The organism is Sphingomonas sp. GW821-FHT10F11, assembly GCF_058809095.1.
Window position 1 is genome coordinate 122,795 of record NZ_JBXASH010000002.1, and the last position, 26,445, is coordinate 149,239.

A 26,445-nucleotide genomic window follows, 5' to 3' on the forward strand; every position below is an offset into this window, starting at 1 on the left:
TCGCGACACACGCGAGCGTCGCCCTCACCCTCCCGCCGCTTCGCGGTTCCTTCCCTCTCCCGCCGGGAGAGGGAGAAAGAAGGTCGGACGGCATAAGGGAATCCCTCAGCCCCGGAAGGGGGAGAGCCGAAAAAGCCTGGTTCCACCTTCAAAACCGCGACCTCATGCCGGCGTAGATCGTCCGCGGTTGCCCCGCATAGATCGAGCCGGTGGTGTTGGAGAGCGCGGCAATCGAGCTGCCCGAAATGACGGAGGCCGATCCGACATAGGTCCGGTCGAACAAGTTCTGCACTGAGGCATACAGGCTGATCCGCGACCACCACGCATCACCCTTGGGCGGATCGTAATGGAGGTTGATATTGACCAGCGTATAGGCCGGCATCGCGAGCAGATTGCCGTTGTCGACGAAGTATCGGCCGCGATACGTCAGCTCGGCAAAGCCGCCGAGGCCCCCCAGGGGCCCGCCCGGTTGGTCATAGCCGGCACGGGCATTGACGAAGGTCGGTATCACGCCCGGGATCGCGTTGCCGTTGCGATCGAGCAGGGTCGCCGCGACCCGCTCCTGGAAGTCGGTGTAATAATGATCGTTGTAGCTGTAGCTTCCCGCGAGCTTCGCACCCGGCAGCAGGCCGGCCAGGGGCCGCCAGCTCAGCCCGACTTCCACGCCCCGATGGATCGAGCGGGGCACGTTCGAGGTATAGGCAAGCAGGTTGATGCCCGCCGACTGGCTGACCAGCTCATTGGTGAACCACTCATAATAGCCGGTCACCTCAGCCTTCAGCGCATCGCCGAGCGCGATCTCGGCGCCCACATCCACGCCGGTGTTCCGCTGTGATTTCAGGTCGGCGTTGTTACCGGGCACGCCAGCGGCCGTGACGAACAGATTGCCCGCCTGGGGAATGCCATAGCCGGTGCCGACCCGCGCATGCAGCCGCACCGCGTCGATCGCCTGCCAGAACAGGGCCGCCTCCGGCGCGACATTGGAGAAATGCCGCTCGGCCGGGATCAGGCCGAGCACCGGGTTGCCGCCGACCGGATAGCTGTACGCGGTCTGGCGCACGTCGATGATCGAGCGCTCGACGCCGATGCCCGCAATGAGCTGCAGCCGCGGGGTGAGCTGCAGCTCCTCGCGCGCCCTGGCGCCCATGTTGCGGATGTCGCCGAACACCGTCTGGGTCGGCGCGCCGAAGCCGTTGCGGCCGGCCGGCGTCTTGTTGAAGGTGAAGCTCTGATTGTCGAGATAATTGTAGAACACCCCGACAAAGCTGGTCGCGTCCATGCCGAACAGCGTGCCGTGGCGCGTAACGTCCGAGGTGATGTTGTAGCTGTCGAGCGTGCCCTTGAACGGCGTCGCGCTGGTCGGCTGGTTGACCACGCGGCTGTCGAAGGTCGCCTGGGTGCGCCAGGTCGTGTCCGGGCCGAAATCATGCTCGTAGCGCATGCCGATGATCGTCCGCCGGTCGTTGCGGGCAAGATCGCCCTCGGTCGCTGTCTGGAGCACGCGCGGATCGGGGTCGGTCGGCAGAATCTTCGGCGGCGCATTGATACCGTTGCGCAGCACGGAAATCGTGCCGCAGCCGGGCGCCGCCGTCGCCGCCGCCTCGCATCCCTGCTGATACGGGTTGGCGAGATACTGATTGTAGGAAAGCCGGGTCGAGAGGCGGAATTCGCCCTCATTGTAGATCAGCTTGGCCGCGACCCGGTCGCGGTCGCCGAGCGCGAACGTGCCATAGGCGTTGATCGTGCCGGTTTCATACCCGGTATGGCCGGTCGCCCCGTCGGCGCGGACGAAGCTGCCGAACAGGGCATATTCATATTTCGGGCCGGCATGGCCGATGGTGGCATAGACATTGGCATAGCCGTCGCCGCCGGCATCCGCGCCCGCCTCCACGCCCTGGATGTCGCGCCCGCGCCGGGTGCGGAAGTTGACCGCGCCGCCAAGCGCATAATTGCCGTAGCGCGCCGAGGATGGCCCGCGCACCACATCGACCGCGCCATAGGCATGCGGGTCGGTCAGGTCGAAACGCGCGAGACCATCGGGCTGGGTGACGGGGAAATCATCCTCGAACACCTGGATGTTGCGCGCGCCGAAGCCGTTGCGCGCATTGGAGCCGCGCACCGAGACGCTGACGTCGCGCGGGCCGTTCCCTTGCGTCACCGCGACGCCCGGCGAGAGCTTGACGATATCGGCGATGGTGGTCGCGGGCGTGTTGCGGAACACCGCGGCATCGACCGTGGTGACCGTCTGGCCGGTGACCTGGGTGGTGAGCGACAAAGCACGGCCGGTGACGATGATCTCGCCTTCGGCGGGAACCTCGGTCGCCGGGCTGGCGATCGGTGCGGGTGCAGGGTCGAGGGCGGCGAGCTGCGCGTCGATTGCGGCGCGCTGGCGCAGCAGGTCGGCGCGCTTCTGGTCAATACTCGTCTGGGCTGATGCCGCCGACGAGAGGGCGATGGCGGACGCTGCCGCGATCAAGATGGTCTTCATGGAAATGGGGTCTTCCTGATCCACGCACGCGCCACACACAGGGGCGGCGCGCGCAAAAAATGGCGAGATCAGGCGGTGACGGGCGGTCCCCGGAGAGGAGGGCGCAGATGGGCCGGCGACGCGGCCGGCAAGGGAACGACGAAGCGTGCCGCCGCGACCATGACGAACAGGATCGCGAGGGCGAGCAGGACCGGATCGGCCGCGGCGAGCGTCGGCGCCGACAGGCCGGAGAAAGCGCAAGGCATCTCCGCCTTGCTCTGCTGGTGATCCTGACCCTGCTCCTTGCCGGGGATCGGCATCGTCATGGTTTTGGGGGCCATGGTCATCGGCCCATAGCCGGAGCAGATCTGGATGATCACGCTGTTGCCGGACACGGCCGGCATATAGCCTGCGGGGACCAGCAGCTTCATCAGCAGCGCAGCCGCGACGATCCACCCGGCAAGGGCGCGATGACGCAGGAAATGGCGGCGGAGCGCGGTCACGCGAGTCGCCTAGCGAGGCCCGGCGGATTTGTCGATTTCAATGCGGTGCTAGTTTTCGGCGAGCGTCGATGGTGAGGTATCGGCGACGTACGCCTATGACATTGATCTTCCCCGGCGAAGGAGAGAAGCAAGCTGACGCGATAGCCACTGAAAGTAGCGCGGCCGAATAGATGCGCGTGCGGAATAGATGAACGCCTGCTGCAAGCCGCGTTCCGTGCACATTCACTTGCGGCTTCCTATATGGGGGGCAAGCCGGCACGGGGCGACGTTCATTTCCGCAACGTCTTCGCGCCCGCCCCCGAGGAGTGAACTGATGAAATCCCTGTTTGCCAAGGCGGGCCTTGCGCTCGCGCTGGGCGCCACCGCCCTGACCGCCGCCGCCCCTGCCGATGCGCAGCGTTATGGCGGTCGCCGCGGCCATGACAATACCGGCACCGCGATCGTCGCGGGCGTTGCCGGCCTGGCGATCGGTGCCGCGCTCGCATCGAGCGCCAATCGCGATCGCTATTATGACGACGGCTATTACGACCAGGGCTATTATGGCCCGGACTATTATGATCGCGGCTATGCCTATGACGGTTATTACCGCGCTCCCCCGGTGGTGATCTACAACCAGCATTATGTGGACCGGCGCTATTACAACCGCGGCTATCGCGGCTACGATCGCGGCTATCGCGGCGGCTATGGCCGGGGCGGTTACGGCGGCGGCTATGGCGGTCACGGTGGCTATGGCGGACACGGCGGCCATCGCCGCTAAGGCCTGACACCCCATCCTGTTCGACGCTGCACGCGTTGACTCCCTGCCGCCCGGCCAGCGATGTCCGGGCGGCTTCTTGTGTCTGGTCGGCACATGACTTTTGCCCGATGCGGCCCTAAGGCGCGCGCATGCCCGCTTGCTTTCACCGCACCGCCTTGCGCCACCTCCTCCCGGCCCTGCCGCTCGCCCTTGCCGCGATGCCGGCCCAGGCGCAGCAACAGGACGAGCAGCTCTGGCTGCAGGTCAACACCAACGTCCCCCTCTCGAATCGCGTGCGCATCACGCTCGAGCAGATCGCGCGCTTCAGCGACCGGCAGGACGGACTCTACCAGACCGAGTTCGGTGGCCTGCTCGGTTTTCGCGCCAGCAAGAACATCGAACTGGGGTTCGGCTATCGCTGGGTCGGGGCGCATAACGGCAATACGGCCGCCGACGAGGACCGCCTGCGCCAGCAGGTGGTGGGGACGTTCGGACCGGTCACCACCCGCTTTCGGGTCGACGAGCGCTTCAACCCGCGCGGCGGCGAGGTGGGTTTCCGCATCCGCCCGCTGATCCGCTACAATCACCGGGTCGGCACGAAAGGCGTGGCGCTGTTCGCCAGCCATGAGAGCTTCTTCCTGCCCAACAGCACGAGCTGGGGACAGCGCCGCGGCTATGAGCGGATGCGCAACATCGCCGGCGTCACGCTGCCGCTCGGGCGCGCGGTGACGGGCGATATCGGCTATCTCAACCAGTATCGCCCGGGCCGCGGCGGTGCCCAGGCGCAGATGGACCATGCGCTGAACCTCCAGCTCACCATCAACCTGCGCGGTTTCACCGGGTCGCAGGTTCACGACTGAACGGCCGCTGGCCCCTCCCTGGAAAGGGAAGGGCGATCAATCATATCCCGGCGACGAGCATCTGCGCGGCGATCATCGCCCCGTCGGTGCGGACCGTGCCGGCGATAGCGGCCGCCCGTTCGCGGGTTTCGGGGGCGAGCACCGCGCGGAGCCCGGCCGACAGGGATTCGGCGGTCGGGACCGGGCCGTCATGCGCTGCCCCGATGCCCAGCCCGGCCACGCGGCCGGCCCAATAGGGCTGGTCGGCGACCTGAGGCACTACCAGCTGCGGCGCGCCGGCGCGTGCGGCCGTCGTTGTCGTGCCCGCGCCGCCATGGTGCATCACGGCGGCGACCCGGCCGAACAGCGCCTGCTGATTGACCTCGCCGATCGCGAAACAGTCCTGCCCGTCGTCGATCGGCGCGAGATCGGCCCAGCCCCGGGCCAGGATCACGCGGCGTCCCTGCGCGCGAACCGCCTCGATGGCGACGCGGGCGGGGTCTTGCGACGCACCCATCGCCATGCTGCCGAAGCCGATATGGACGGGCGGCGGACCTGCCTCGAGAAAGGCTTCAAGCGCCGCAGGAAGCGGGCGTGCGTCGGGCAGGATCCAGGCGCCGGACTGCACGGCATCGATCAGGTCGGTCGGCTGCCACGGGCTGAGCGCCGGATCCGAGGTCAGCCACGGCCGGCCCGTGAAGACATGGTCGCGGACATTGTCGAGCGTCGCCAGGCCGATCGCGGCGCGATGCGCGTTGACCGCCTCGCCGAACAGCGCGTTCATCGCCTCGGCGTTATGCGCCCATAGCGCCAGATTGTCGGTCACCCCCGCCGGGTGCGGCCAGCCGGGAAAGGCCATGGGCGCGTGGTGCGGCGACGGCAAAGAGCACGGGCAGAAATGCGCGCTGACATAGCGGATGCCCCGTTTCTCGGCCACCGATTGCGCGGCGGCCTTGGACGGGAACAGGCCGGTCGCCACGATCGCGTCGCAGCCGCCGGCCGCCGCGGCGATGGCGTGGAACTGGGCCGGGACGAGCCTGGCCGCGAGCTGGGGCAGGCTTGCTCCGGACTGCCTCGCCTCCTCAATCCACTGGCGCACCGGCATGAAGGCCGGCGCCAGCGTCACGCCGGTGCGGTCGAGCAATGCCGTGAATTCCGCATCGGCCGGCGCGGACACCACCGCCTCGGCGCCGAGCGCCCGCAGCGCGAGGGCGAGCCCCACCAGCGGCTGGACATCCCCGCGCGACCCGTATGTCGATAACAATATCCGCATTTGCTGCTCCTCCGGTTCGACTCGAGGGCAGCGTTCATGGCGCATGACCGGGGGCTTGCCGCAAGTCCCCCCGTCCGGTATAAGATTTTAATGGGAAGTGAGGGGCACTTTCCGTCTTTCCGATAGCGCTGTGAATTGTGGGCCGCCCGCGAGGGTGCGGCGTGAGAAAACTCGGGGACACTATACTAATTCCTGCCTTGGCGCGGGCGAGACATGCCGTGGCCGGGGGCTTCGCCGCGGCTGGTGGAAAAATAGTATAGTGTCCCCGAACTCTTGGGCGCGCGGTTCGTGGTGACGCATCGCAGCTTTCCGACGGGTGATGGCGCGGGAGAGCGCTGGCTGGCCCGATCGGCGGCGTTCGCCGCTTCCCCGGGCCTCGACCCGGCAATGGCGTGGGCGTCAGCTGCGGCGATCCTGGAGCGACTGCCGGTCCTGTCGCCGGGTTCACGTTTCGCGGTTGGGTGGCGGTCGTGTGATGGACCGGGCGCACGCCTAAAGCAGGAAATCCGAGCCGGTCAGCGACAACATGCCGGCAAGCTGGACCTGGAAGTCCGCCACGCCGTCCCCGTTCACATCGCCCGAGACGAGCGTGTTGCCGCCGGCCATCTCATAGTGCAGCTGCCCGGCGGTGCCGGAGAACGCCGCGGTGCCGATAAAGGCGAAGGCCTGGTTGCCGCCGGCCATCACGTTCGCGTCGATCGCCGACAGCGAGATGATGTCGCCCTGGGAGTGCACGAAATCGGTGATCACGTCGCGCATCGACGCGGTGGAGTCGGAGATCGCGCTATACACGAACTGGTCGGCGCCCACGCCGCCGGTCAGGCGGTCGGCCCCCGCGCCGCCGATCAGCGTGTCGTTGCCCGCGTCCGTCTGGATGATGTCGTTGCCCTCCCGGCCATTGACCGTGTCTTCCTCGACGGTGGGGCGGAGCGAGGGATTGGCGCTGCCGGGCGTGATCGAGTCGGCGCCGGTGGTCCCGTTGATCGAGCGGCCGTTGACGTCGGTGACCGTGACGTTCAGCGTCTGGGTGTCGAACAGCGCGCCGTCGCCGGCCTGGACGACGACTAAATAGATATTGTCGCCATTGGCGTCGTCCGGCTCCTCATAGTCGGTTGTGCTGAGGAACCGGAGCACGCCGGTCTGCGCGTTGATGGTGAAATGAGCGGCATCCGCGCCGCCCACGATCGCAAAGCCGGGCGCGGTACCGTCCGGATCGGTGGCGAGCACCGTGGTGACGGCCGTGCCGTTCTCGCTCACCGAGATCGACGCCGTGGCCCCGCCGCCATTGGAGGTGATCGCGGCGCACTCGTTGACGTTCTGGACCTCGATCGAAAAGGCCTGGGTGTCGCTGAACGCGCCGGAATTGGCAGCCACCACGACCTCATAGTGCCCGTCGCCATCCGCGTCGGCCGGCGCTTCGAAATTGGGCGCGCCGACAAAGCTGAGCAGGCCGGTGGTCGAGACGATCGCGAACAGGCTCGCATCGGCCCCGCCGGCGATCGAGTAGCTGACGAAGTCGCCGTCCCGATCGACCGCCGTAACCGTCGCGACGCCGGTCTGGTTCTCGGCCACCGCGACCGAGACGCTGTCGGCGCCGCCTTCGGAGACGATCGCAACGCCTTCGTCGACATTGCCGATCGTGACCGACACCGATTGCACGGCGTTCCGGCTGCCGTCGGTCGCCGAAACCAGGACGTCGTAGACATTGTCGCCATCGGCATCGCCGGGCAGCTCGAAATCGGGCGCGGCGAGCAAACTCAGCGCCCCGGTCTGGGCGTCGATCGTGAAGAGCGCGGCGTCGGCGCCGCCGGCGATCGCATAGTCGATCGGCGCGCCGTCCTCCGACACTGCCACCACGGTGCCGACCGCCGTCGCATTCTCGCCGGACGACAGTGCCAGCACCGGCGCGGCGAAGCGCAGCTCGGCGGCGTCATTGGCGATCGTGGCGGAGATCGTCTGGTAATCGAAATATGCGCCGTCCGTGGCCCCGACGATCACCTCATAGACATTGTCGCCGTCCGCATCGCCCGGCGTTTCGAAATCGGGGGCCTGGATGAAACGCAAGGTGCCCGTCCCGGCATCGAACTGGAACAGCGCGGCATCGGCGCCGCCCGCGATGAAATAGTCGGGCGAATCGCCGTCCACATCCTCGGCCAGCACGGTCGCGACCAGGGTTGCGTTCTCGTCGAGCGTGACGGCGGCGTCGGAGACGATCGCCAGGCCCTCATTCGCATTGGTCACTGTCACGGAAAGCCATTGCGCAGCCGTTGCTACGCCGTCGGTGGCGCCGACCAGGACCTCATAGACATTGTCGCCATCGGCGCTGCCCGGGTTTTCGAAATCGGGCGTGCCGAGGAAGGTCAGCGCGCCGGTGCTGACGTCGATGCCGAACAAGGCCGCATCGGCACCCCCAACGACAAGATAGTTGATCGCCGCGCCGTCATGGTTTTCCGCCGAGACGATCGTCACCGCACTGCTGTTCTCGACCACCGAAACCGCCGCGTGGCTCTCGCCCTCACCCGAGGTGATGGCGACCGTCCAATGGGCTGCTAACAATTGCGCCATCACTTGATCGTCGTCAGCGCCCGAGCCGTTGAGATCAGTCCAGGTCACGACGAAGGAGCCGTCGTCCAGACCGACGATGCTGGGGTCGATCTGGTCGCCATTGGTCTGGGAATTGACCTGCATCGGGCCGCCGACGGCCTCTCCGTTGGCGCCGATCACCTGGACGAAGACGGCCCGGCCCGATCCGTCGCTGAGCGGCGCCTGGTTGGCGGTGAACGCGATCGCCAGCCCGCCATCGGCCAGCGCGGCCAGTTCCGGGCCGACCGCGGTTCCGGCGAGGGTGGTATCGACATCGATCTGGCTGCCGATGCGGACACCCGTCTCCGAGAAGATCTGGATGTGATGCTCGGACGAGTCATACCAGGCGACGGCGAAATTGCCGTTGGCGAGCGTGACCACCGAGGATTCGACCGATGCGGCAGCGATATTGTTGACGACGAAATCGGCCCCGACACGCGCGCCGGCCGCGTCGAAAATCTGCGCCTTGATCGCCCAGCCGGCGCCGCGATCGGTCCAGGTCACGACATAGCCGCCGGCGGCCAGCGCGGTGATCGACGAATCCGCCTGATTGCCTGCGGTCGCGACATTAACCAGCGTATCGGGGCCGGTCGCGGTGCCGCTCTGATCATAGGTCCGTACATGGACGCCCGATCCCGTGGTGTCGCCGCCCGTCGTGCGATTGTCCTCCCAGCTGACCGCGAATCCGCCATCGCTCAGGCCGATGATATCGGGCAGGCCGATGTTCGATGCGGCGGGGGAGCCAATGACGGTCAGCACCGGCCCGCTCGCGGTGCCGGTTGCGTCGAAGACCTGCGCGTTGATCGCGCCCGACCCTGCCCAGGCGACGACATAACCGCCATCGGCAAGCCCCGTAACGGTCGGCTGGACGACGCCGCTGGCCGTCACGACGATCGACTCGCCTCCCACCGGCGTGCCGTCGGAGGTGTAGATCTGCGACCTGATCGACCGGCCGGCGGAGACGTTGAAATCGGCGTCGACCCAGGTGACGATGAAATTGCCGTTGGCGAGCCGGTTCACATCCGTCTGCGCCTGAGTCCGCGCGTAAGTCGAATTGACCGTGATCTCGCCGCCCGACGCCGAATATTCCAGGATGCTGCCGCCGCTCATGTCCCACCGCCCCCGTTGCGCTCAAATCCCGAACAGATTGAGTATTGAAGACTTATAATCTGTAAATGTGGAAAATATTTTACAGTATAGAAATTGCGAGATGCCGTAGATAACGCGATCTTTACTAACTGGCGGCAACATGATGCTTCCGCTGCCGATGTCGATCGCGCAGCTGCCTGACCGGCGAAACGGCGTGCTCGCCGGAGGGCGGTCTATCTCCACCCGCCCTTTTTCGCCTGCCGCGCGTAAGATTTCCCGCGCCCGCTCGACTATATGGTCGAACGGAGGGAATGGATGCACCAGGGCCGCGCCAGCCAGGATCGGGACGCTCGCTATGCCGATGCCGCGCGCAGCTACGGCGCGGCGATCGAGCGTCTCGCGCGCGGTTATGAGGCGGACGCCGAGCTGCGGCGCGATCTCGTCCAGGAAATCCACGCCGCCCTGTGGCGCAGCTATGGCTATTTCGAAGGGCAATGCTCGGAACGGAGCTGGGTCTATCGCATCGCGCACAATGTCGCGGTCACGCACCTGATCGCCCGCCGACGCCTGAAGCGCGAAAGCCTCGCAGGGCTCGACGAGGTCGAGCTGCTCCCCGACAGCGGCGATCTCGAACAGGAAGCGGCCGGTCGGTGGCTGGTCGAACAATTGCTTGCGACGATCCACCGCCTCGCGCCGGCCGACCGGCAGGTCATGCTGCTCTACCTCGAAGATCTGAGCGCAGCCGAGATCGGCGAGGTCACCGGCATGTCCCCGGGCGCCGTCGCGGTGCGCATTCATCGTATCAAGGCCCTGCTCGCCAGGCCTTATGCCGGAAAAGGAGACCTCGCATGAGCGATCCCGATAGCATCAAGCAGGCCTGGCAGGCGACCGCCGCCGATCCGGCCTTGCCTGATCTTGCCGCGGTGCGCGCCGGAGCCGACCGCTTCTACCGCCGCGTCCGTCGCCGCAACGCGATCGAATATGCCGCCGCGATCATCGTCGTTATCGCGTTCTCGATCTATGCCCTGTTCCTCCCGTCGTTCGCGATGCGGATCGGGTCGGTGATGATCGTGCTCGGCACGCTGTTCGTCGTTCGGCAGCTCCACCGCCTCGCCTCGGCGACGCCGCCGCCCGAGCGCGCCGCCGCCGAACCGATCCTGGTCCATCAGCGCGCTCAGCTCGCCCGCCAGCGCGACGCGCTCGCCGGCGTCCTGACCTGGTATCTGCTGCCCCTGGTCCCTGGCCTGCTCGTCTTCACCATCGGCCCCGTGCTGGAGCGTGGCGGCCCCGCCGGATTGCTGCACGCGTCGCGCTCGACCTGGATCGTGCTGATCGGCGCGGCCGTCGCCTTCGCCGCCGTCTGGCTGATCAACCAGCGCGGCGCGGCGCAGTTGCGCGCCGAGATCGACGATATCGATGCGCTGATGGACGGGAGGAATGAGCGATGACGAACGGGGAACGAAAGCTGCTCGCGGGTGGTGTCGCCGCCTACGCGATCATGGGCCTGGCCCTTGGCCTCATCATCGCATTGTTCATCGCGCTGAGGCCAGAGTTCTTCGCGGCCCTTATCCGGTGATGACCATCGGCAAGGTTGGCTGACGGGCGCGACGAGCCGGCGCGCCGCGGCAGATATAACCATTTTCGGCGATAAACGACTCGCCGTGGTTAATATTGTCTCGGTGCCGGCCATCCGCTTCGCGACCCCGGGGATTCCCCGTAGTTGGGCGCCCTTCGACTCGGGCGATTACCGTGAAAACACCTAGTTTACGAGCGCGGCGAAAGGGATTCTATGAGCGCTCAACCAGCCGAGTTCGGGGTCGCCCGTTTTACGGTGGTATGGTTGGACCGAGGGTCGCGAGAGCGGTTTTGCGGACCAATTTGCTGATCGAACCGATCACGATGCGTGTCTGCGAATTCCGGAATTCCGGAGGCCACCGAACCCCGGGATTCGCAGCCGTACACTCGGCCGACACGAACTGCCCTCAGGCCTCGAAGAACCGCTCTCCGGTGCCGCGCTTGAGCGTCATTCTCGCATCCTTGTTCCGCGCGCGCAGGGCGCTTTCGGCGTAATAGCGCACGCGGTGCTTGGGCGGGTCGCTCCAGAACTTCCATACAAACTGAGCGACATAGTCGAGAGCTGTCAGTGTATTTTTCACTAGTAGCACGGCTATCCATAACGGCAATGAAACGGGAATGAATAGTATAAACATTCTTCGCGTAGATCGGCGCCAGGATCGCGGGGACCCAAGTCTAGGCCAAAGAGTTCGAGCCATTTCAGCAATCCCTCGAAAGAGATGGAGGCCGGTGCAACGCTGCACGTGGCCGTTAATGCTTTCCCTCCTCTTCTCTCTTTGAGACAGTGTGACCAATCGCGGTAACAAACCGATTAACCCTCGCTAAAATAGCCTTATATTCTAACCGTTTCGGCCATATGCTGAATCCGGCCGAAAATGGAACGGCGTCCAGGTGTCGCTGTCAGAATTTGCAGCGCACGCCAGCGGTGACATAGCGGGCCGATCGCGTCGGCATAGGCCAGGTTCGGATACCAGGCTAGGAAGAGGGTAAAAGGGGAGGCTGTCTTGAGTCCAGCGAAGCGTCTGTTCGTCGTCCTGCTCGCCCCGTTCCTGCTGTGCGCCGCGTCGGCGCCGGTGGGTCCCGAGCGTAGCGATTTCGGCGCGACTGCGGACGGCCAGAAGGTCGATCGCTATGTCCTGCGCAACGCGCACGGCACCCGGCTCGGCGTGCTGACCCTGGGCGCGGCGATCGACGAGATCAGCGTGCCCGACCGCGCCGGCCATGTCGCCAATGTCGTGATCGCGCTGCCCGACGTTGCGGCGTACGAGGCGTCGCCGACCGTCGGCTCGGTGATCGGGCGCTATGCCAACCGCATCTCGCATGGCGGCTTCTCGATCGACGGCGTGCGCTACCCGCTGTCGCCCGATCCCACCGCGATCGTCTCGCATGGCGGACGCAAGGGCTTCTCGTCGAAGGTATGGAAGGCCGAGCCGTGCAGCACCGCCGGCTGCCGCAGCATTACCCTGCGTTATTATAGCGAGGACGGGGAGAACGGCTTTCCCGGCGCGATGGACGTGGCGGTGACCTATACGCTCGGCGCCGACGATGCGGTGCGGATCGACTATGTCGCGACCACGACCAAAGCGACCGTGGTGAACCTCACCAACCACAGCTATTTCAACCTGGGCGGCGACCGGGCCGGCAGCGTCGACGACCAGCAGATCCAGATCGTCGCGGACAGCTTCGCCGTGGTGGACGACAAGCGCAATGCGATCGGCGAGATCCGCGCCGTCACCGGCACGCCGTTCGACCTGCGCACGCTCACGCGCATCGGCGACCGCGTCGCCTCGAACGATCCGCAGATGCTGCTGGGCAATGGCTTCGACCATAATTTCGTGCTGACCAAGCCGGCGGGCGATCCGCTGCCCGTCGGCGCCCGCGCCTGGGATCCGGCGAGCGGCCGCACCCTGGAGATGCGCACGACCCAGCCCGGCGTGCAGCTCTACACCGCCAATCACTTCAACGGGAAACAGGCAGCGCGCGGTGGCCGCATGCTGCGCCAGGGCGCGGGCTTCGCGCTCGAGACCCAGCATTATCCCGACAGCCCGAACCAGCCCGCCTTCCCTTCGACCGTGCTGCGGCCGGGCGAGACCTTCCGCTCGACGACGATCTACCGGTTCGGTGTGCGGCGGTGACGGACGGGGCCTAGCGCTTGAAGCGGCGCCAGTTGCCGTCGACCTTCGCCATCGCGCGTTCGCAGTCCACGCAATTCGAGCGCCAAACCCCGGAAACCTTGCGTGCACCGTACCGATCCGGCCGATGCTTCCCGAACATGCACCTCAAGCGCCCCAATACGCTCGGCTTCAACAACTCCACTTACGGCGACTCCCTATAACCCGCAGACCGACGCGGGTGGTGGATATCTCCATTGCCACCGGTGTCGTTCGTGCCTGTCGGCCCTAGGCGGCAAGACGCGCCGCTGCAACAATCAGGTGCAGGATGCGTCGTGAACTGGCGCCAAGGGTCTCGCATCCTCTGCCCCGAGGGTGGCCCGGATCGGGTATCCAATCGATGTTGCCGCGGCGTTAGGGATCATTCCCTCGGGACCTTCGCGCTGGAAGCCGTCATGGAGGCCGGAATCGGCGAGGGGCATATGGCGCAATCCATCAAGGACAAGGACGGAGCTCATGCGCGCCTCGCGCCGCGGTTCAAGACGTTCCAGCCCGCCTCGATCGATTGCGAGGGCGCGAAGCGGCGTGCGCATATCCTCGACGTCTCCGCGCGCGGCGCGCGGCTCTATTGCGCCGACGCGCTGCCGGTCGGATCCTATCTCGCGCTGCAATGCTGCGACGTGACGCTCTCGGCGCGGATCGTCTGGGCGAAGGAACAGCGGTTCGGCGTCGAATTCCAGTTCCCGCTGCCCGAAGCGCATATGCGCCGCATCCTGGATCCGGCCGTCGACGGACAATAGTCCTACCGCATCACTCCCGCCGGCAGGAACGGCGCGCCCGATGGCGCGTTGGGGTTGATAGTTCGCTCAAAGGCGAAACCTCACGGGAGTAAAGTCATGGCCGAGATCAACAGCGACGAAAAGGTCGTGGTCGCAAAGAGCAGCATCAACGTCGCCAACATCATCATCGCCATCGCCGTGTTGATCGCGGTGCTCGGCCTGCTCAAATATATCGGCGCTTCGCCCTTCTGACCGGTGGTGGCCTGGGCCGGCCGCCATTTTTTCATAAACGCAACGCGCTGGAATCCGGACCGCTTGTCGACTTGTCCACAGGATTCCGTTTCGCGGCCGGAACACGGTGGCCGTGCCGCCGTTGATCCGGACGCGAAAGCGAAAAGGGGAAGCGATGAACTACGCTGTAGCGGCCGTTCCTGCGGCCTTCAGATTGCGTCCTGGTTCAACCTGCCTGCGGGCCGCCGGATCCGGTCCGGGCGAAAGCCTGTGCACCCGGCCGCGCGGCCATCTCGGGCCGTGCCGGCACATGCCGGCGCGAATGATCGAGTTCTCCTCCTAGGCTAGGCGCGGTCGAAGGCGTCGAGGATCGGGCAGGGGCCGCTGGTACTGGCGTCGCAGGCGTGCGCGAGCCGCTTGAGCGCATTGCGGGCGAGTTCCAGCTCAGCGATCTTCTCGTCCAGCGCGGCCAGCCTTTCCGTCGCCAGCCGGCGGGCGCGGTCGCGGTCCTCGGTGGCGTCCAGCGCGAGCAGCTCGCCGATCTCCTCCAGCGTGAACCCGGCGCCCTGCGCCGAGCGGATGAAGCGCAGCCGCCGCACATGATCCGCACCATAGCGGCGGATTCCGCCCGCCAGACCTGATCCGCCGCTCCGTGCCGGTTCCTCGATCAGGCCGCGGCGCTGATAATAACGCACCGTTTCCACGCCGACGCCACCCTCGCGCGCCAGCCCCGCGATCGTCATCTCCGCCACTGCTTGACTCCGTACCATGGTCCGGAACCCATATGGGCCGGGTTCGAACGCGGACAAGCTGGAGACCCCAAGATGACGACCCGCTCGGCCCGACAGGCCATCCTCTACCGCATGGTCATGCCGGATCATGTCTGCCCCTGGGGGCTGAAGGCGAAGGACCTGCTCCGACGCCAGGGCTATGAAGTGGACGATCGCTGGCTGAGGACGCGCGAGGAGACCGACGCGTTCAAGGCCGAACATGGCGTGAAAACCACGCCGCAGACCTTCATCGAGGGCAAGCGGATCGGCGGCTATGACGATCTGCGCCGCTTCTTCGGCAAGCCGGTGCGCGATCCGAATGCGGTGAGCTATCGTCCGGTGATCATCCTGTTCGCAATGACCGCGCTGATGGCGATGGCGGCAAGCCAGGCCGTACTCGGCACGCCCTTTACGATCCGCGCGGGCGAATGGTTCATCGCCTTCAGCATGTGCGTGCTGGCGCTGCTCAAGCTGCAGGATGTCGAACGCTTCTCCGCGATGTTCCTGAATTACGATCTGCTGGCGAAGCGCTGGGTGCCGTACGGGACGATCTACCCCTATGCCGAGGGGCTGGCCGGCATATTGATGGTGTCGGGCGCGCTGACCTGGCTGTCGGCGCCGATCGCGCTCATCATCGGCGGCATCGGTGCGGTGTCGGTGTTCAAGGCGGTCTATATCGACAGGCGCGACATCAAATGCGCCTGTGTCGGCGGCGACAGCAAGGTGCCGCTCGGGTTCGTGTCGCTGACCGAGAATGTGATGATGGTCGCGATGGCGCTGTGGATGGTGTTCGGGGCGGGCTCGATGGCGATGGGTGGCTAGAGGCGAGCAACCCCAACCCGTTCGTCCCGAATAGCCATCGAGCTTGTCGAGATGGCGTATCGAGGGACAGGCGTTTCGCGCTCCAGTTGTATCTCGATACGAGCTCTCGATACGGTTCGCCTACTCGATCTCTACTCGGCACGAACGGGTGGGGTTATCAGTTCGGGGTCCCTATTTCTCCGCCTCGGCCAGCGCCTTCATCGTCTCGACCGCACCCTGGAAACGGGGGTTGATGCGGTCGAACTGGGCCTTGCGCACCTCGTCCGAGGGCATCAGCGCGGCGTCGTAGATGAGGGTGTAGACGATCCGAGACTTGCCCGTGCCGGCCGGTTCCACCGCGAGCGTGCCGTTATAGGCGAAGCCCGCCATGCCGCCCGCCGTCTGGCTATAGGTGTAGGAGTGCGCGGTGCTCGCCACCATCGGCTCGAGCGTGACTTCGTTGAGGCGGCGGATCGTGCCGACATCGCCGGTGCCCGAGATGATCTCGCATTTCAGCTTGAGCCATTCGCCGATCGCGCAATAGCCGCCGACCCGTTTCCACACTGCATCGGCCGAACGATCGACCAGGATCTCCTTGCGGATCACGACATAATCGGATGCGGATGCCGGCGTGGCTGCGATGATCAGGGCCAAAGCAAGGGCGGCGCGTACGATCATCGGTCATCCTGTCTGGTGGTTTCCCGCCTTCCTATGGCGCTTGCCGGGGGATGCCAAAGTGATTGTTCGGACGCTTGGCCCGCCAGCCCCGGCACCTTCCCCGGCGGGGGGCGGGGTCCAATTGGAAAGGCTGATGTAACGGCTCGCAACACCCCTCATGATCGTCTCCCGACTGGCCCCCGGCCTTCGCCGGGGAAGGAGAAAGAGTCAGGCCGTGTCGGGCTTCACCGGCTGTGGATGGTTCGGCTCGAGGATCAGCGTCTTGCCCTCGACCCGCCAGGATTTGAGCCGCGACAGGAAGTTCATGCCGATCACATCGGTGTCGCCGAAGGCGGGCGAGACGACCACGGCAAGCTCGCGCGCGACGATCGTGCCGAAGCGTAGCTCGCGGATCGTGCCGGACTGCGCGTTGACATTGCCGTTGGCGGTGCGCAGCACGACCGGGAACGGCGTATCCGACACTTCGACCCCGGCCTCGGCCGCGGTCTCGGCGGATATCGCCGTCACCGTCGCACCGCTGTCGACCAGCATGCGCCGCTCGACCCCGCCGATGCGCGCATGCACCCAGAAATGTCCGTCATTCGCCATGTGGATGCGCACTTCCTTGCCGACCACTTCCTGCTTGTCGGCCTGGAGAAACGCGGCGACCTTGGTGAGATAGGGGTCGAACCGCCCGCGATCGCGCACCAGCATCACCACCAGCCCGCCCAGCACGCCCCAGATGACGAGCGTCGTCAGGGTCCGCACCACCGGCATGCGCCGCCCGATCACCGCCGCGATCAGCAGCCCGGCGAGCAGCAAGTAAAGCGGCGTGTTGGCGCCAAGATCGGGAAACATCCTGCCTCTTCGTCCATACGGCCGGAGCCGAACGGCGACTCTAGCCGCCAGTGATGTATGAAGCCTGACCGTGTGGCGAAAGCCCATCCATCACTCATACCGCAACGCCCGGATCGGGCTGGTCTGGGCGACGCGCCAGGCGTGGCTGGCGATCGTCGCCATCGCGACGGCCAGCGCGAGCACTCCGGCGAGCAGGAACGGCACCGGGGTCAGCGCGATGCGCGTGTCGAAGCCGTTGAGCCAGTCGCGCATCAGCCACCAGGCGACCGGCCAGGCGATCAGGTTGGCGATCAGCACCGGCCGGGTGAACTGCCACACCAGCAGGCGCAGGATGTCGCGGGTGCGGGCCCCGAGCACCTTGCGGATGCCGATCTCCTTGGTGCGGCGTTCGGCGGTGAACGCGGCGAGGCCGAACAGGCCGAGCGCGCCGATGATCACCGCGAGCAGGGCGAAAGCAGCGAAGAGCTGCCCGCGCGCGCTTTCCTGGCTGTACTGGCGGCGCACCAGATCGTCGGCGAACTCGGCCGAGAAGGGCACCGCGGGCACGACACGGTGCCAGACCTGGTCGAGCCGGCTGCGGATCTCGCTCGGCGCGACGCCGGCGAAGCGTACCGCGATCTGCGCGAAGCCGGTCCGCTGCATGATATAGACGGTCGGCTGGATCGGCTCGCGGAGCGAGCGGAAACGTGCATCGGTGACCACGCCGACAATGGTGACCGGCACCTGACCGAATTCGGGGAGCGTGATCGATCCGCTCAACTGCTTGCCGATCGCATCCTGCGGGGTGCGGAAGCCGAGGCGGTGCGCGGCCGCCTCCGAGACGATGACGTTCAGCCCGCGTGCGACCAGCGCCCGCTCGACATCCGGCACGAGCGGGAAGGGCGTGGTCGCATCGTCGCGGCCCTGGCTGTCGGAGAAATCGCGCCCGGCGAGGATCTTCATGCCCATGGTCTGGAAGAAGCCGGTCTCGATCCCGTACAGCCCGAGCGAGACGGAACGCGCGGTGCCGGGCAGGAAGAAGGTGGACATGGAATTGCCGTTCGGCGCGACCGCGATCTGGGTGCGTGCGGCCGCCTCGACGCCGGGGATGCGGCGGATCTGCTCGATCAGGGTCTGCGACATCGGAGGGGTCACGCCCTTGTAGCTGAGATTGTCGACCTGGATCAGGCCGTCGCGCCGGTAGCCCGCATCCATCGTCCGGGCGAAGATCGTCTGGGTGTAGATCACGGTGGTGCAGACGATCAGCGCGATCGAGACGGCGAACTGGCCGATCACCAGGACGCTGCGCAGCCGGCCCGACCCTTGCGCATCGGCGGAGGACTTGTTGGCCTTCAGGATCTTCGCCGGCTCGAAACGCGAGAGGTAGAAGGCCGGGTAGAGGCCGCCGATCGCGCCGACCAGCAGCACCAGCGCGATGCTGGGCAGCAGCACGCCGTCCGCGCCGAGATAGCGCAGCTTCATGTCCGCATCGAGGAAGCTGTTGAACCAGGGCAGCAGCAGCTCGACCGCGGCCAGCGCGATGACCATCGCAATGGCCGTCACCAGGACGGATTCGCCCATGAACTGCGTGATGAGCTGGCTGCGGCGCGCCCCGAGCACCTTGCGCAGCGCCACCTCGCGCGCGCGCTGCGAGGCGCGGGCGGTGGCGAGGTTGGTGAAGTTGATGCAGGCCATGCCGAGCACCAGCAGCGCGATCACCGCGAAGGTGGTGACGGTGCCGGCGTCGTTGCCGGGGGTCATGTTGCCGCGCTGTGCCTTGCCGAGATGCACGTCGCGGATATTGGTCAGATGGTAGTCCTGGGCATCGCCTTCATTGGTGCGCTCGCCATTGGTCACCTGGTCGGGAATGTTGCGCTTCTCCCAGGCGGGGAGCTGCGCGTTGATCGCTGCCGCGCTCGCGCCGGGGCGGAGCTTCACATAGTTCCAGCCCTGCTGGGACCCCCAGTCGGTCAGTTGCTGCATCCGGTCGGCGAACTGTACGCCGAGATCGAAGCGCGCGACCATCTTCGCCGAGAAGCTGCTGTTCTTCGGGATGTCCCTGAACACGCCGGTCACGCGGTAATCAACGTCGCCGGCATTGTCGACGATCGTCAGCGTCTTGCCGAGCGGGTTCTCGTCGCCATAGCGGCGGGTCGCCTCGCTTTCGCTCAGCACCACCGAATGGGCATCGTTCAGCGCGTTGCGGGGATCGCCGCGCACGAACGGCACCTGCAGGATATCGAAGATATTGCCATCGACCATGCGCAGGTCGCCGACGTTCGAGGCCTGGCCTTCCTGGATGACGACGGGCGAGAAGGAGCGGACCCACACGATTTTCTCGACCTGCGGGAAGTCCTTCGCCAGCGCGGGGCCCGAAACGATCGAGCCGAGCTGGAGGTACATCTCCTCCCCGCCCTTGTCGGTCGCGGCATAATAGGTCTGGAACTGGAAAGCGCGGTCGGCGTGCTTCATCCAGCTGTCATAGCTCTGCTCGTAGCGGACATAGAGCAGGATCAGGACGCAGGCGGCGAGGCCGATGGCGAGCCCGGCGATGTTGATCGCGGCATAGGCCCGGTTCCTGGCCAGCGCCCGCAAGCCGACGATCAGATAGTTGCGCCACATCGAGCTTCTCCCCCTTTTTGCCCGGTGCTCATCGACCGCTCCCCATGTCGATGGTCAGGCTGATATCGTGCGACTGTCCGTTTTCGGACGTGCCTGTCCGCAAATGGACGGGCGGGCCGCCCATCGAGAGCGCCATGCGGAGCGAATAAAGCTCGAGCCCGGCGCTGATGCGCGGCGCGGGCGCGGCGCGGATCGCCAGCGCAAGGGCGCACAGGACGGCCAGTTTGAGCATGGTGCCGCGCGTCATCCGGGTCATGGCAGGTCGTTCCGCATCGCCTTTGAGGGAGCAGGAACCATGCCAACCAAAGTCGACAGGTTCAGCCGATAGGCTCACATGTGGCGACGATTTTGCGACAAAAGCGCCGCAAGGGGCTGGAACAATTTCATAATCGAAACGTATAGAGCCTCGCCAACCGCATCGGGCTCACACCTAGTCGGGGGTAAAACCAGGCCGGATCGGACAGCATCCTCCGGCCTGGTTTTCTCAAAATGCCCTGCCCGCGTCCGCCGTTTCGGCAACGCACCATCCTGTGCGTGGCGCGCTTCGCCGAGCCGGCGCGCCTCAACCGCTTGATAACATCCCGCGCCTATGATTGGGGCCGCATGACCGGGGCGGGGGCCCGCGGCGACATCATAAGCGGGACAATCTATGTTTGGTGCGATCGCCTTTGCCTATGGCCTGCTGACCAGCTTCGTGCTGTCGGGCGCAAGCCGCAACCGAAAGCTGCAGCGGCCGAATCCGCCGATCCTGGTCCATGTCGGCCATGTTTGTTTCGGCTGCTCGGCCGGGCTCTCCGCCCTGCTCTTCTTCCATGCCGGGCGGACCTGGCTGTTGGGCTGAACGCAAACGGGGCGGCCGAAGCCGCCCCGCCCGCCCGGATCGCCCCGGATTCGGGGACCGGTTAGCGAACCGATCCGCGACGTACCAGATTGACGATCGCAAGCAGCACGACCGCACCGAGCAGCGACACGAGGATCGTCGCGATGCTGTAGCCGCCGCTGGTGATCGGCGGCACGCCGAACAGCGGCGACAGGATGAAGCCGGCCAGAACCGCGCCGACAATGCCGACCACGACGTTCAGGAATACGCCCTGCTGCGCGTCGGTCCGCATGATCATGCTGGCAAGCCAGCCGATCACGCCGCCGACGATCAAGAGTATAATCAGACCCATCTTTGCTCTCCATGACCAATGGAACTGCGCGGAGGCTTACGCGGGCGCGCCGGCCTCTTGCGGGAGACCTTGAATCACAACGGATGTAACCGGCTGGCGTTCCTCCGCCTGTCGCGCAGGAGCCTTACAGGCCGAGCGAAAGCTGGTTTACATCGCGCACCGGGGCGTCGGCATCCAGCTCCTCAAGGATCGACCGGGCGAGCGTTTCCGCTGCCCGCGCGCGCAGCCGCGGATCGCGGACGGTGATGCCGATGCGCGCCCAGGCGGGCGCCCCCAGGATGACGGGGGCGAGATCGGCTGGGGCGAGGTCTGGGGCGAATCGGCTCATGATCGCAAACTAGATCAAAACGGGAACATCGTGAAGCGTCAAAACGGTGACATCGCGGTCATGCGTGGTCAGGCGAATTCGGGCGAGGGGTCTGGATCGGTGCTGGTGATCGTCACATCACGCTCGCCCACCGCGACCGCGACCACCGACGACGCGTCTTCGGCGCTCGCCCCCGCGAGATCGATGCGGACCGGCGCATCGCCCAGCTCGGCACGGTTGCGCTTCAGTGCGGCGAAACATTCGGGCAGGGAACCGTAGAGCGAGCCGAGCGCCATCGGCGCGCCGGCCTGGTCGATACGCTGCCAGGTCCAGGCGACCCGAGGCGGCACGCCGGGAACCCTGTACGCGCGGAATACCTGATACGAATGCCTGCCCGCCATATGGCGCATAACCCGGATCACGCTGGATGGTTCCCGGATTGGCGGGCCGCGCCTGTCGGCGGTGCCGCGCATGCACCGGGAAGGTTCGGCGTGGGACCTGGTGGAACTCCGATGACTCTCGCGCATTGATTGATCGGAGCGTGTGTTTGTCAAAGGCCGCCAAGATGAACAAAGTAATGCGGACGCCGCCGCGCGAGCCGTTCCGCGAAGAGAACAGGCTTCCGGGCGGAATAGCCTTTCTGATCCTGATTGCCGTCTCGATCGCACTTTGGGCGGGGCTGATCGCCTTTGTCGTCTGATAGAATGTGCTTGAATCGATGCGGCGGATTCATGGCTCCCGACATTGACGCAGATCATTGCGCGCCCGTTCCCACACGCCGATGCTCCTTCGACAAGGAGAGGCGCACATATGGACATTTCGTGGAATGAGGATGCGGTCGCGGCGATGCGCCCGCGCGACTGCGACAAGGCGAGTGGCGACCTCGAGGTCGTGGCGCAGGGGTCGCTGACCCTGGTGCTCGATACCATCGCGGCCGGCTTTGCCGGCGATATCCCGCGGATGCGCATATCCTTTCCCGAGCGCTGCAAGCCGCCGTTCCGTTATGAGGGCGCCGAGATCGCGGCCTTGCTGGCGGAGCGTAACCGCGCCGCGGCGCTTGCTTCTGCTTCCTCGACGATGGCCGGACGGCCCAGGCGATCGCGCCTGTCGATACGATAGGCACCGCCGTTCAGGCCGGTCGATAACGGGGCCATCGCGGCCCCAAGGAAAATTGCGCGCGGGCGGGTTGCCATGGCGCCCGATGCCGACCATCTCCCTGCCTCCATTCCCGTCTGCGGCGCAAGGCCCGGGCACAGGCAGAATCGTGACCGACCGCGCACCCTCCCGCCCCGCATCGACCCCCGCAGCCACCGGCGTGATCCTGGGCGTGGCGGCCTATGTGTTCTGGGGGGTGCTGCCGCTCTATCTGAAGCTGTTGCAGCATGTGCCGGCGGGGCAGGTCGTGGCACATCGCATCCTGTGGTCGGTACTGATGCTGGTCGGCGTCGCACTGCTGTTCGGGCGCGTGCGGACGATCCTGGCGGCGGTGACGAAGCGTACCCTGCTGATGCTGACGGCCAGCGCCTTGCTGATCGCGGTCAACTGGCTGGTCTATATCTGGGCGGTGCAGAACGCGCATGTGCTCGACGCGAGCCTCGGCTATTTCATCAACCCGCTGGTCAATGTCGCGCTCGGCGTGGCGGTGCTGGGCGAGCGGGTGCGGCGCATCCAGTGGGTGGCGATCGCGCTGGCGGCGGCGGGCGTGCTGGTCATGGCGCTGTCGAACGGCAGCAGCATCTGGATCTCGCTGGTGCTGGCGTTGAGCTTCGGCACCTATGGCCTGATCCGCAAGGTGGTGGCGATCGACGCATTGGGCGGGCTGCTGATCGAGACGATCCTGCTCGCACCCTTCGCGCTTGGCCTGTTGCTGGTCGCGCATCATGGCGGGGAGGGCGCGTTCGGCCGTGAGGCGGCGACCGATGTGCTGCTGGTCGTGGCCGGCGCCGTCACCGCCGCGCCGTTGCTGCTGTTCGCCGGCGCCGCGCGGCGCATGCCCTATGCGGCGCTCGGCCTGCTCCAATATATCGCGCCGACCCTGCAGTTCCTGCTCGCGATCTTCGCGTTCGGCGAGCATCTGCGCCCGCATGACCTTGCCGCCTTCGCACTGATCTGGGTGGGGTTGGCGGTCTATGCCTCGGACAGCGTCCGCGCGAGCCGGGCGGCGGCGCGGGAGACTATGGAGTGCACGGCGGCGGCGTGAGCCCAAGCTGTCGAAGAATTGGGACCGCCGCCGTACGGATGCAGGTTAGCATGTGACGTGCGGCAGTTCCTTTGCATCCGCGGGGCGTTATCGCAATTCCTGCCCGCTTCGTCGTGTTGCGGTGCAGCAAATCGTGACGCGCTCGTATCGGTTCAGGATTTGCCGGCGTGATCGCCATATTCCCATTCATAGGGGACACCGGTTTCGCCCAGGATGAAGCGGACCAGATCGGCATAGCTTGCCTCGGCCCGCACGTCGTTCGACAGGATCAGCACGCAGCGCCGGCGCTGCTCGATACAGACCATGGTGTTGCCGGTCTGATCGTCATGCCCGCCCTTGAAGAAGCCGTGCCCTTGCGGCCCGTCGAACACCACCACGCCCAGCCCGGCCGCCAGGTCCTTGCGGCGCTGCTCCGCCGGCAGGTCGGGCGCGAGATTGGGGAATTGATGCGCGGTCGCGATCGGCAGGCTCGGTCTGGCCAGCTCGGCGCGCGACGCCGGGGTCAGGCCGTCGCCGCGCACCAGCGCCGCGACGAATTTGGACAGGTCGGCGATGGTCGTGTCCATCGATCCGGCGGCACGGACCTTCGACCGCTCGTCATGCTCGACCGGCTCGCCCTTGTCATTCCAGCCATCGGCCAGATTGGGGCGGAAGTCGGGGCGCCATTTCAGGCTGGTGCGCGTCATGCCGAGCCGCGCGAAGGTCGCGTCGGTCAGATCGCCGACATCGAGGCCAAGCCCCTGTTTTTTCAGCCCATTTTCGATGGCGAATTGCAACAGGCTGAACCCTTCGCCCGAATAGCTGAAGCGCGTGCCCGGATCGAAATGGATGTGGAGCTTTTCGTCGGGTTCGAGGAACCAGAAATTGCGGAACCCCGTCGAGTGAGTCAGCGCCATGCGCGGCGTGATCCGCCGCCATCGATCATCGCCCGCCAGGTCCTTGTACGGGCCGTATTTGCCCGGCGCGATCGCCTCGCTGTCATAGGAGGGAAGGGGCCGGTCGAGGTCGGCCGCGATCGGCGTATCGAGCGCGAGGACGCCGCGATCGACCAGGGTCAGGGTCGTATAGGCCATCACCGTCTTGGTCAGCGACGCGCCGTACATCACGGTGTCGGTCAGCAGCGGATCGCCCCTGGCATTGCGGGCGCCATAGGCCCGGACATGGACGATTTTGCCCCGGTCGACCACCGCGATCGCCATGCCCTTCGCGCCGGTCTTCGCCATGGCGGCGCGGGCCTGCGCGTCGATCGCTTTCGCTGAAGGGAGGGGCTGGGCGGTCGCCGACGTCGCGATCAACGCGGTGAGGCAAAAGGCTAAAGCGCGCATCGCGCAATCGTATCGTGGTGAGGCGATCTTGACTATCGGATATGCCGCCACGGCCATGTTTATTGTGCATCGCAGCAACAATCGGCGCTATGAAGGGTTGGGGTATATGCGGACGAGTCGTTCGCCCGCGGGGGAACCGATCGATGCGCACGCTTTCCGACACCATTGCCCGGCTCGCCGCCGCCCAGCCGGGCGTGGTATCGCCGCGCGTCGCGGCCGGGGATCGGTTGACGGCCATGGCCGTCACCGGCGCCAATCCCGGCGATCTGGCGGCGCGCATCTATCTTCCCGAGGATGTGAAGCCCGGCGCGCCGCTGGTCGTGGTGCTGCATGGCTGTACCCAGACCGCCGCGGGATATGATCGCGGATCGGGCTGGTCCACGCTTGCGGAGCGGCATGGGTTCGCCCTGCTCTATCCGGAACAGCGCCGGGGCAATAACCCCAATCTCTGCTTCAACTGGTTCGAGCCCGGCGACATCCGCCGTGATGGCGGCGAGGCGCTGTCGATCCGCAACATGATCGGCCAGATGATTGCCGAGCATGATCTCGATCCGTCGCGGGTGTTCGTGACTGGCCTGTCGGCCGGCGGCGCGATGACGGCGGTGATGCTCGCGACCTGGCCTGAACTGTTCGCTGGCGGGGCGATCGTCGCCGGGCTGCCCTATGGCGTCGCGACGGGCGTGCCACAGGCGTTCGACCGGATGCGCGGTCATGGTGGGCCGAAGGGGCCGGCGCTCGGCGCGCTCGCCCGCACGGCATCGGGTCGTGACGGGCCCTGGCCCAGGCTTTCGGTCTGGCACGGCACCGCCGATATGACCGTCGCCGCTTCCAACATGGAGGATATCGTCGAGCAGTGGCGCCAGCTCCAGCACATCGACGCGGCGCCCGCGCGGACCGAGACCGTCGGCGGTCACACCAAACGGACCTGGACCGACGCCAAGGGCCAGATCCGTATCGAGGCGCATGCCATTGCCGGCATGGGGCACGGCACCCCGATTTCCCCGGGCGAGGGATGCGGCACCGCCATGCCCTATATGCTTGATGTCGGTGTCTGCTCGACCGGGCAGATCGCCGCTTCCTGGGGCATCGCCGGGACGATACCGGCCTCGGCCCGCACGGTGGCGCCCAAGCCGCGGCTCGTGCCCGCCGCGAGCGTGCAGGCGGAGGCATTCGGCGTGAAGAAGGTGATCGAGGACGCGCTGCGTGCCGCCGGGCTGATGCGCTGACGCCCTTGCCGCCGGCCGGATTGATAGGGCGCTAACCCGTATCGGCGGAGGATCCGGGCGGGGTGTCGGCCCGTTCGGGCGCGGCGACGATATCGATCCTCTGACGGGGCGTGTGCGGGTGGTCCTTTCGGTTCCGGCGATGCTTCGACCGGCGGCGCTTGCGCGATCGTGCGAGCCCCGCCCTGATCATCGGCATCAGCACGGCCGCACCGCCGACGACGAGAGTGATCGCCCCGAACGTGATGACCGGAAAGGTAAGTACCATACCGCTCCCCTGCTCGAGCGGTCCCGCCGAATGGCTGAGCGGGCCTTGTTCTGTGTCCCGTCCCACCATGCGACCCA

The 26,445-nt window shown here is 66.3% G+C and carries 29 protein-coding genes; 14 read left to right on the plus strand and 15 right to left on the minus strand.

All coding sequences use genetic code 11. The annotated features are described in order from the left end of the window. Positions 1-148 precede the first annotated feature (148 nt). Both AC1RT8_RS06660 and AC1RT8_RS06665 read right to left on the minus strand, forming a co-directional pair. Positions 149-2,488 carry a TonB-dependent receptor family protein gene (locus AC1RT8_RS06660; protein ID WP_493074812.1) on the minus strand — a complete coding sequence of 780 codons (2,340 nt, stop codon included), beginning with the start codon at positions 2,486-2,488 and terminating at the stop codon, positions 149-151. A gap of 68 nt (positions 2,489-2,556) precedes the next feature. After that, positions 2,557-2,970: a DUF2946 family protein gene (locus AC1RT8_RS06665; protein ID WP_493074813.1), complete on the minus strand. Its 414-nt coding sequence runs from the start codon at positions 2,968-2,970 to the stop codon at positions 2,557-2,559. Between the two features lie 313 nt (positions 2,971-3,283). Between AC1RT8_RS06665 and AC1RT8_RS06670 the strand changes: the two genes are divergently transcribed. Together AC1RT8_RS06670 and AC1RT8_RS06675 are read left to right on the plus strand one after the other, a co-directional pair. After that, on the plus strand, positions 3,284-3,727 hold the full coding sequence (locus AC1RT8_RS06670) for a hypothetical protein (RefSeq protein WP_493074814.1): 444 nt from the start codon (positions 3,284-3,286) through the stop codon (positions 3,725-3,727). 128 nt (positions 3,728-3,855) lie between these two features. After that, positions 3,856-4,566 carry a DUF2490 domain-containing protein gene (locus tag AC1RT8_RS06675; RefSeq protein ID WP_493074815.1) on the plus strand — a complete coding sequence of 237 codons (711 nt, stop codon included), beginning with the start codon at positions 3,856-3,858 and terminating at the stop codon, positions 4,564-4,566. 40 nt (positions 4,567-4,606) lie between these two features. Here the strand turns inward: AC1RT8_RS06675 and AC1RT8_RS06680 are convergent, their stop codons facing one another. Continuing rightward, on the minus strand, positions 4,607-5,818 hold the full coding sequence (locus AC1RT8_RS06680) for a glycosyltransferase (protein WP_493074816.1): 1,212 nt from the start codon (positions 5,816-5,818) through the stop codon (positions 4,607-4,609). A 492-nt stretch (positions 5,819-6,310) separates the two neighbouring features. Further along, positions 6,311-9,511, minus strand: coding sequence for a cadherin domain-containing protein (locus AC1RT8_RS06685; protein ID WP_493074817.1), 3,201 nt, complete (start codon positions 9,509-9,511; stop codon positions 6,311-6,313). Positions 9,512-9,805: 294 nt separating this feature from the next. Here AC1RT8_RS06685 and AC1RT8_RS06690 point away from each other — a divergent pair, with 294 nt between their 5' ends. Genes AC1RT8_RS06690 through AC1RT8_RS06700 form a run of 3 tightly spaced genes read left to right on the plus strand, consistent with a single transcriptional unit; the run spans position 9,806 to position 11,066 of the window. Next, positions 9,806-10,342 (plus strand): RNA polymerase sigma factor, encoded by a 537-nt coding sequence (locus tag AC1RT8_RS06690; protein ID WP_493074818.1) that lies wholly within the window; start codon positions 9,806-9,808, stop codon positions 10,340-10,342. Next, positions 10,339-10,938 carry a hypothetical protein gene (locus AC1RT8_RS06695; protein WP_493074819.1) on the plus strand — a complete coding sequence of 200 codons (600 nt, stop codon included), beginning with the start codon at positions 10,339-10,341 and terminating at the stop codon, positions 10,936-10,938. Before AC1RT8_RS06690 ends, AC1RT8_RS06695 begins: the two co-directional genes overlap by 4 nt. Next, positions 10,935-11,066 carry a hypothetical protein gene (locus AC1RT8_RS06700; RefSeq protein WP_493074820.1) on the plus strand — a complete coding sequence of 44 codons (132 nt, stop codon included), beginning with the start codon at positions 10,935-10,937 and terminating at the stop codon, positions 11,064-11,066. Before AC1RT8_RS06695 ends, AC1RT8_RS06700 begins: the two co-directional genes overlap by 4 nt. A gap of 406 nt (positions 11,067-11,472) precedes the next feature. Here the strand turns inward: AC1RT8_RS06700 and AC1RT8_RS06705 are convergent, their stop codons facing one another. Further along, complete coding sequence (locus AC1RT8_RS06705) at positions 11,473-11,646, minus strand: hypothetical protein (protein ID WP_493074821.1); 174 nt, start codon at positions 11,644-11,646, stop codon at positions 11,473-11,475. Between the two features lie 423 nt (positions 11,647-12,069). Between AC1RT8_RS06705 and AC1RT8_RS06710 the strand changes: the two genes are divergently transcribed. The 3 genes from AC1RT8_RS06710 to AC1RT8_RS06720 all read left to right on the plus strand — a co-directional run bounded on the left by AC1RT8_RS06710 (position 12,070) and on the right by AC1RT8_RS06720 (position 14,207). Further along, a complete protein-coding gene (locus AC1RT8_RS06710) occupies positions 12,070-13,200 on the plus strand; it encodes an aldose epimerase family protein (protein WP_493074822.1) in 1,131 nt (376 codons plus the stop codon). Between the two features lie 431 nt (positions 13,201-13,631). Continuing rightward, the gene (locus tag AC1RT8_RS06715; RefSeq protein ID WP_493074823.1) at positions 13,632-13,976 is read left to right on the plus strand and encodes a PilZ domain-containing protein; all 345 of its coding nucleotides are present in this window, start codon (positions 13,632-13,634) and stop codon (positions 13,974-13,976) included. A 96-nt stretch (positions 13,977-14,072) separates the two neighbouring features. Beyond that, on the plus strand, positions 14,073-14,207 hold the full coding sequence (locus AC1RT8_RS06720; RefSeq protein ID WP_272624978.1) for a hypothetical protein: 135 nt from the start codon (positions 14,073-14,075) through the stop codon (positions 14,205-14,207). A gap of 323 nt (positions 14,208-14,530) precedes the next feature. Here the strand turns inward: AC1RT8_RS06720 and AC1RT8_RS06725 are convergent, their stop codons facing one another. Continuing rightward, positions 14,531-14,929 carry a MerR family transcriptional regulator gene (locus AC1RT8_RS06725; protein WP_493075562.1) on the minus strand — a complete coding sequence of 133 codons (399 nt, stop codon included), beginning with the start codon at positions 14,927-14,929 and terminating at the stop codon, positions 14,531-14,533. Between the two features lie 81 nt (positions 14,930-15,010). Here AC1RT8_RS06725 and AC1RT8_RS06730 point away from each other — a divergent pair, with 81 nt between their 5' ends. Continuing rightward, entirely contained in the window at positions 15,011-15,778 is a 768-nt protein-coding gene (locus tag AC1RT8_RS06730) for a MauE/DoxX family redox-associated membrane protein (RefSeq protein ID WP_493074825.1), read from the plus strand. Positions 15,779-15,949: 171 nt separating this feature from the next. Here the strand turns inward: AC1RT8_RS06730 and AC1RT8_RS06735 are convergent, their stop codons facing one another. The 4 genes from AC1RT8_RS06735 to AC1RT8_RS06750 form a co-directional block, all read right to left on the minus strand. Further along, positions 15,950-16,435 carry an SRPBCC family protein gene (locus tag AC1RT8_RS06735; RefSeq protein WP_493074826.1) on the minus strand — a complete coding sequence of 162 codons (486 nt, stop codon included), beginning with the start codon at positions 16,433-16,435 and terminating at the stop codon, positions 15,950-15,952. Between the two features lie 207 nt (positions 16,436-16,642). Further along, the gene (locus tag AC1RT8_RS06740; RefSeq protein WP_493074827.1) at positions 16,643-17,272 is read right to left on the minus strand and encodes a retropepsin-like aspartic protease family protein; all 630 of its coding nucleotides are present in this window, start codon (positions 17,270-17,272) and stop codon (positions 16,643-16,645) included. A 90-nt stretch (positions 17,273-17,362) separates the two neighbouring features. Continuing rightward, positions 17,363-19,873, minus strand: a complete 2,511-nt coding sequence (locus tag AC1RT8_RS06745; protein ID WP_493074829.1) for an ABC transporter permease — start codon at positions 19,871-19,873, stop codon at positions 17,363-17,365. A gap of 28 nt (positions 19,874-19,901) precedes the next feature. Then, the gene (locus AC1RT8_RS06750) at positions 19,902-20,129 is read right to left on the minus strand and encodes a hypothetical protein (protein WP_493074831.1); all 228 of its coding nucleotides are present in this window, start codon (positions 20,127-20,129) and stop codon (positions 19,902-19,904) included. 393 nt (positions 20,130-20,522) lie between these two features. Between AC1RT8_RS06750 and AC1RT8_RS06755 the strand changes: the two genes are divergently transcribed. After that, positions 20,523-20,714, plus strand: a complete 192-nt coding sequence (locus tag AC1RT8_RS06755) for a hypothetical protein (protein WP_493074832.1) — start codon at positions 20,523-20,525, stop codon at positions 20,712-20,714. 61 nt (positions 20,715-20,775) lie between these two features. Here the strand turns inward: AC1RT8_RS06755 and AC1RT8_RS06760 are convergent, their stop codons facing one another. The 3 genes from AC1RT8_RS06760 to AC1RT8_RS06770 form a co-directional block, all read right to left on the minus strand. Next, the gene (locus AC1RT8_RS06760) at positions 20,776-21,045 is read right to left on the minus strand and encodes a GlsB/YeaQ/YmgE family stress response membrane protein (protein ID WP_493074833.1); all 270 of its coding nucleotides are present in this window, start codon (positions 21,043-21,045) and stop codon (positions 20,776-20,778) included. Between the two features lie 124 nt (positions 21,046-21,169). Then, positions 21,170-21,373, minus strand: a complete 204-nt coding sequence (locus tag AC1RT8_RS06765) for a DUF6771 family protein (RefSeq protein WP_493074834.1) — start codon at positions 21,371-21,373, stop codon at positions 21,170-21,172. A 68-nt stretch (positions 21,374-21,441) separates the two neighbouring features. Further along, positions 21,442-21,702: a hypothetical protein gene (locus tag AC1RT8_RS06770; protein WP_493074835.1), complete on the minus strand. Its 261-nt coding sequence runs from the start codon at positions 21,700-21,702 to the stop codon at positions 21,442-21,444. Between the two features lie 215 nt (positions 21,703-21,917). On the opposite strand from AC1RT8_RS06770, the gene AC1RT8_RS06775 reads away from it, so the two are divergent. The 3 genes from AC1RT8_RS06775 (at position 21,918) to rarD (ending at position 23,552) form a co-directional block, all read left to right on the plus strand. Continuing rightward, positions 21,918-22,052 (plus strand): hypothetical protein, encoded by a 135-nt coding sequence (locus AC1RT8_RS06775; RefSeq protein ID WP_493074836.1) that lies wholly within the window; start codon positions 21,918-21,920, stop codon positions 22,050-22,052. 110 nt (positions 22,053-22,162) lie between these two features. Next, positions 22,163-22,471, plus strand: coding sequence for a hypothetical protein (locus AC1RT8_RS06780; protein ID WP_493074837.1), 309 nt, complete (start codon positions 22,163-22,165; stop codon positions 22,469-22,471). 145 nt (positions 22,472-22,616) lie between these two features. After that, positions 22,617-23,552 (plus strand): EamA family transporter RarD, encoded by a 936-nt coding sequence (rarD, locus tag AC1RT8_RS06785; RefSeq protein ID WP_493074838.1) that lies wholly within the window; start codon positions 22,617-22,619, stop codon positions 23,550-23,552. Between the two features lie 152 nt (positions 23,553-23,704). Here the strand turns inward: rarD and AC1RT8_RS06790 are convergent, their stop codons facing one another. Beyond that, positions 23,705-24,877 carry a serine hydrolase domain-containing protein gene (locus AC1RT8_RS06790; RefSeq protein ID WP_493074839.1) on the minus strand — a complete coding sequence of 391 codons (1,173 nt, stop codon included), beginning with the start codon at positions 24,875-24,877 and terminating at the stop codon, positions 23,705-23,707. 143 nt (positions 24,878-25,020) lie between these two features. Here AC1RT8_RS06790 and AC1RT8_RS06795 point away from each other — a divergent pair, with 143 nt between their 5' ends. Continuing rightward, positions 25,021-26,103 (plus strand): extracellular catalytic domain type 1 short-chain-length polyhydroxyalkanoate depolymerase, encoded by a 1,083-nt coding sequence (locus tag AC1RT8_RS06795; protein WP_493074840.1) that lies wholly within the window; start codon positions 25,021-25,023, stop codon positions 26,101-26,103. Positions 26,104-26,134: 31 nt separating this feature from the next. Here the strand turns inward: AC1RT8_RS06795 and AC1RT8_RS06800 are convergent, their stop codons facing one another. Continuing rightward, positions 26,135-26,368, minus strand: coding sequence for a hypothetical protein (locus tag AC1RT8_RS06800; protein WP_493074841.1), 234 nt, complete (start codon positions 26,366-26,368; stop codon positions 26,135-26,137). Positions 26,369-26,445: the final 77 nt, after the last annotated feature.

Excerpts from the sequence above, each read along its gene's own strand:
- AC1RT8_RS06660 (WP_493074812.1), bottom strand. The coding sequence starts at position 2,488 with ATGAAGACCATCTTGATCGCGGCAGCGTCCGCCATCGCCCTCTCGTCG.
- AC1RT8_RS06670 (WP_493074814.1), top strand. The coding sequence starts at position 3,284 with ATGAAATCCCTGTTTGCCAAGGCGGGCCTTGCGCTCGCGCTGGGCGCC.
- AC1RT8_RS06675 (WP_493074815.1), top strand. The coding sequence starts at position 3,856 with ATGCCCGCTTGCTTTCACCGCACCGCCTTGCGCCACCTCCTCCCGGCC.
- AC1RT8_RS06680 (WP_493074816.1), bottom strand. The coding sequence starts at position 5,818 with ATGCGGATATTGTTATCGACATACGGGTCGCGCGGGGATGTCCAGCCG.
- AC1RT8_RS06685 (WP_493074817.1), bottom strand. The coding sequence starts at position 9,511 with ATGAGCGGCGGCAGCATCCTGGAATATTCGGCGTCGGGCGGCGAGATC.
- AC1RT8_RS06690 (WP_493074818.1), top strand. The coding sequence starts at position 9,806 with ATGCACCAGGGCCGCGCCAGCCAGGATCGGGACGCTCGCTATGCCGAT.
- AC1RT8_RS06695 (WP_493074819.1), top strand. The coding sequence starts at position 10,339 with ATGAGCGATCCCGATAGCATCAAGCAGGCCTGGCAGGCGACCGCCGCC.
- AC1RT8_RS06700 (WP_493074820.1), top strand. The coding sequence starts at position 10,935 with ATGACGAACGGGGAACGAAAGCTGCTCGCGGGTGGTGTCGCCGCCTAC.
- AC1RT8_RS06715 (WP_493074823.1), top strand. The coding sequence starts at position 13,632 with ATGGAGGCCGGAATCGGCGAGGGGCATATGGCGCAATCCATCAAGGAC.
- AC1RT8_RS06720 (WP_272624978.1), top strand. The coding sequence starts at position 14,073 with ATGGCCGAGATCAACAGCGACGAAAAGGTCGTGGTCGCAAAGAGCAGC.
- AC1RT8_RS06725 (WP_493075562.1), bottom strand. The coding sequence starts at position 14,929 with ATGACGATCGCGGGGCTGGCGCGCGAGGGTGGCGTCGGCGTGGAAACG.
- AC1RT8_RS06730 (WP_493074825.1), top strand. The coding sequence starts at position 15,011 with ATGACGACCCGCTCGGCCCGACAGGCCATCCTCTACCGCATGGTCATG.
- AC1RT8_RS06735 (WP_493074826.1), bottom strand. The coding sequence starts at position 16,435 with ATGATCGTACGCGCCGCCCTTGCTTTGGCCCTGATCATCGCAGCCACG.
- AC1RT8_RS06740 (WP_493074827.1), bottom strand. The coding sequence starts at position 17,272 with ATGTTTCCCGATCTTGGCGCCAACACGCCGCTTTACTTGCTGCTCGCC.
- AC1RT8_RS06745 (WP_493074829.1), bottom strand. The coding sequence starts at position 19,873 with ATGTGGCGCAACTATCTGATCGTCGGCTTGCGGGCGCTGGCCAGGAAC.
- AC1RT8_RS06750 (WP_493074831.1), bottom strand. The coding sequence starts at position 20,129 with ATGACCCGGATGACGCGCGGCACCATGCTCAAACTGGCCGTCCTGTGC.
- AC1RT8_RS06755 (WP_493074832.1), top strand. The coding sequence starts at position 20,523 with ATGTTTGGTGCGATCGCCTTTGCCTATGGCCTGCTGACCAGCTTCGTG.
- AC1RT8_RS06760 (WP_493074833.1), bottom strand. The coding sequence starts at position 21,045 with ATGGGTCTGATTATACTCTTGATCGTCGGCGGCGTGATCGGCTGGCTT.
- AC1RT8_RS06765 (WP_493074834.1), bottom strand. The coding sequence starts at position 21,373 with ATGAGCCGATTCGCCCCAGACCTCGCCCCAGCCGATCTCGCCCCCGTC.
- AC1RT8_RS06775 (WP_493074836.1), top strand. The coding sequence starts at position 21,918 with ATGAACAAAGTAATGCGGACGCCGCCGCGCGAGCCGTTCCGCGAAGAG.
- AC1RT8_RS06780 (WP_493074837.1), top strand. The coding sequence starts at position 22,163 with ATGGACATTTCGTGGAATGAGGATGCGGTCGCGGCGATGCGCCCGCGC.
- AC1RT8_RS06790 (WP_493074839.1), bottom strand. The coding sequence starts at position 24,877 with ATGCGCGCTTTAGCCTTTTGCCTCACCGCGTTGATCGCGACGTCGGCG.
- AC1RT8_RS06795 (WP_493074840.1), top strand. The coding sequence starts at position 25,021 with ATGCGCACGCTTTCCGACACCATTGCCCGGCTCGCCGCCGCCCAGCCG.
- AC1RT8_RS06800 (WP_493074841.1), bottom strand. The coding sequence starts at position 26,368 with ATGGTACTTACCTTTCCGGTCATCACGTTCGGGGCGATCACTCTCGTC.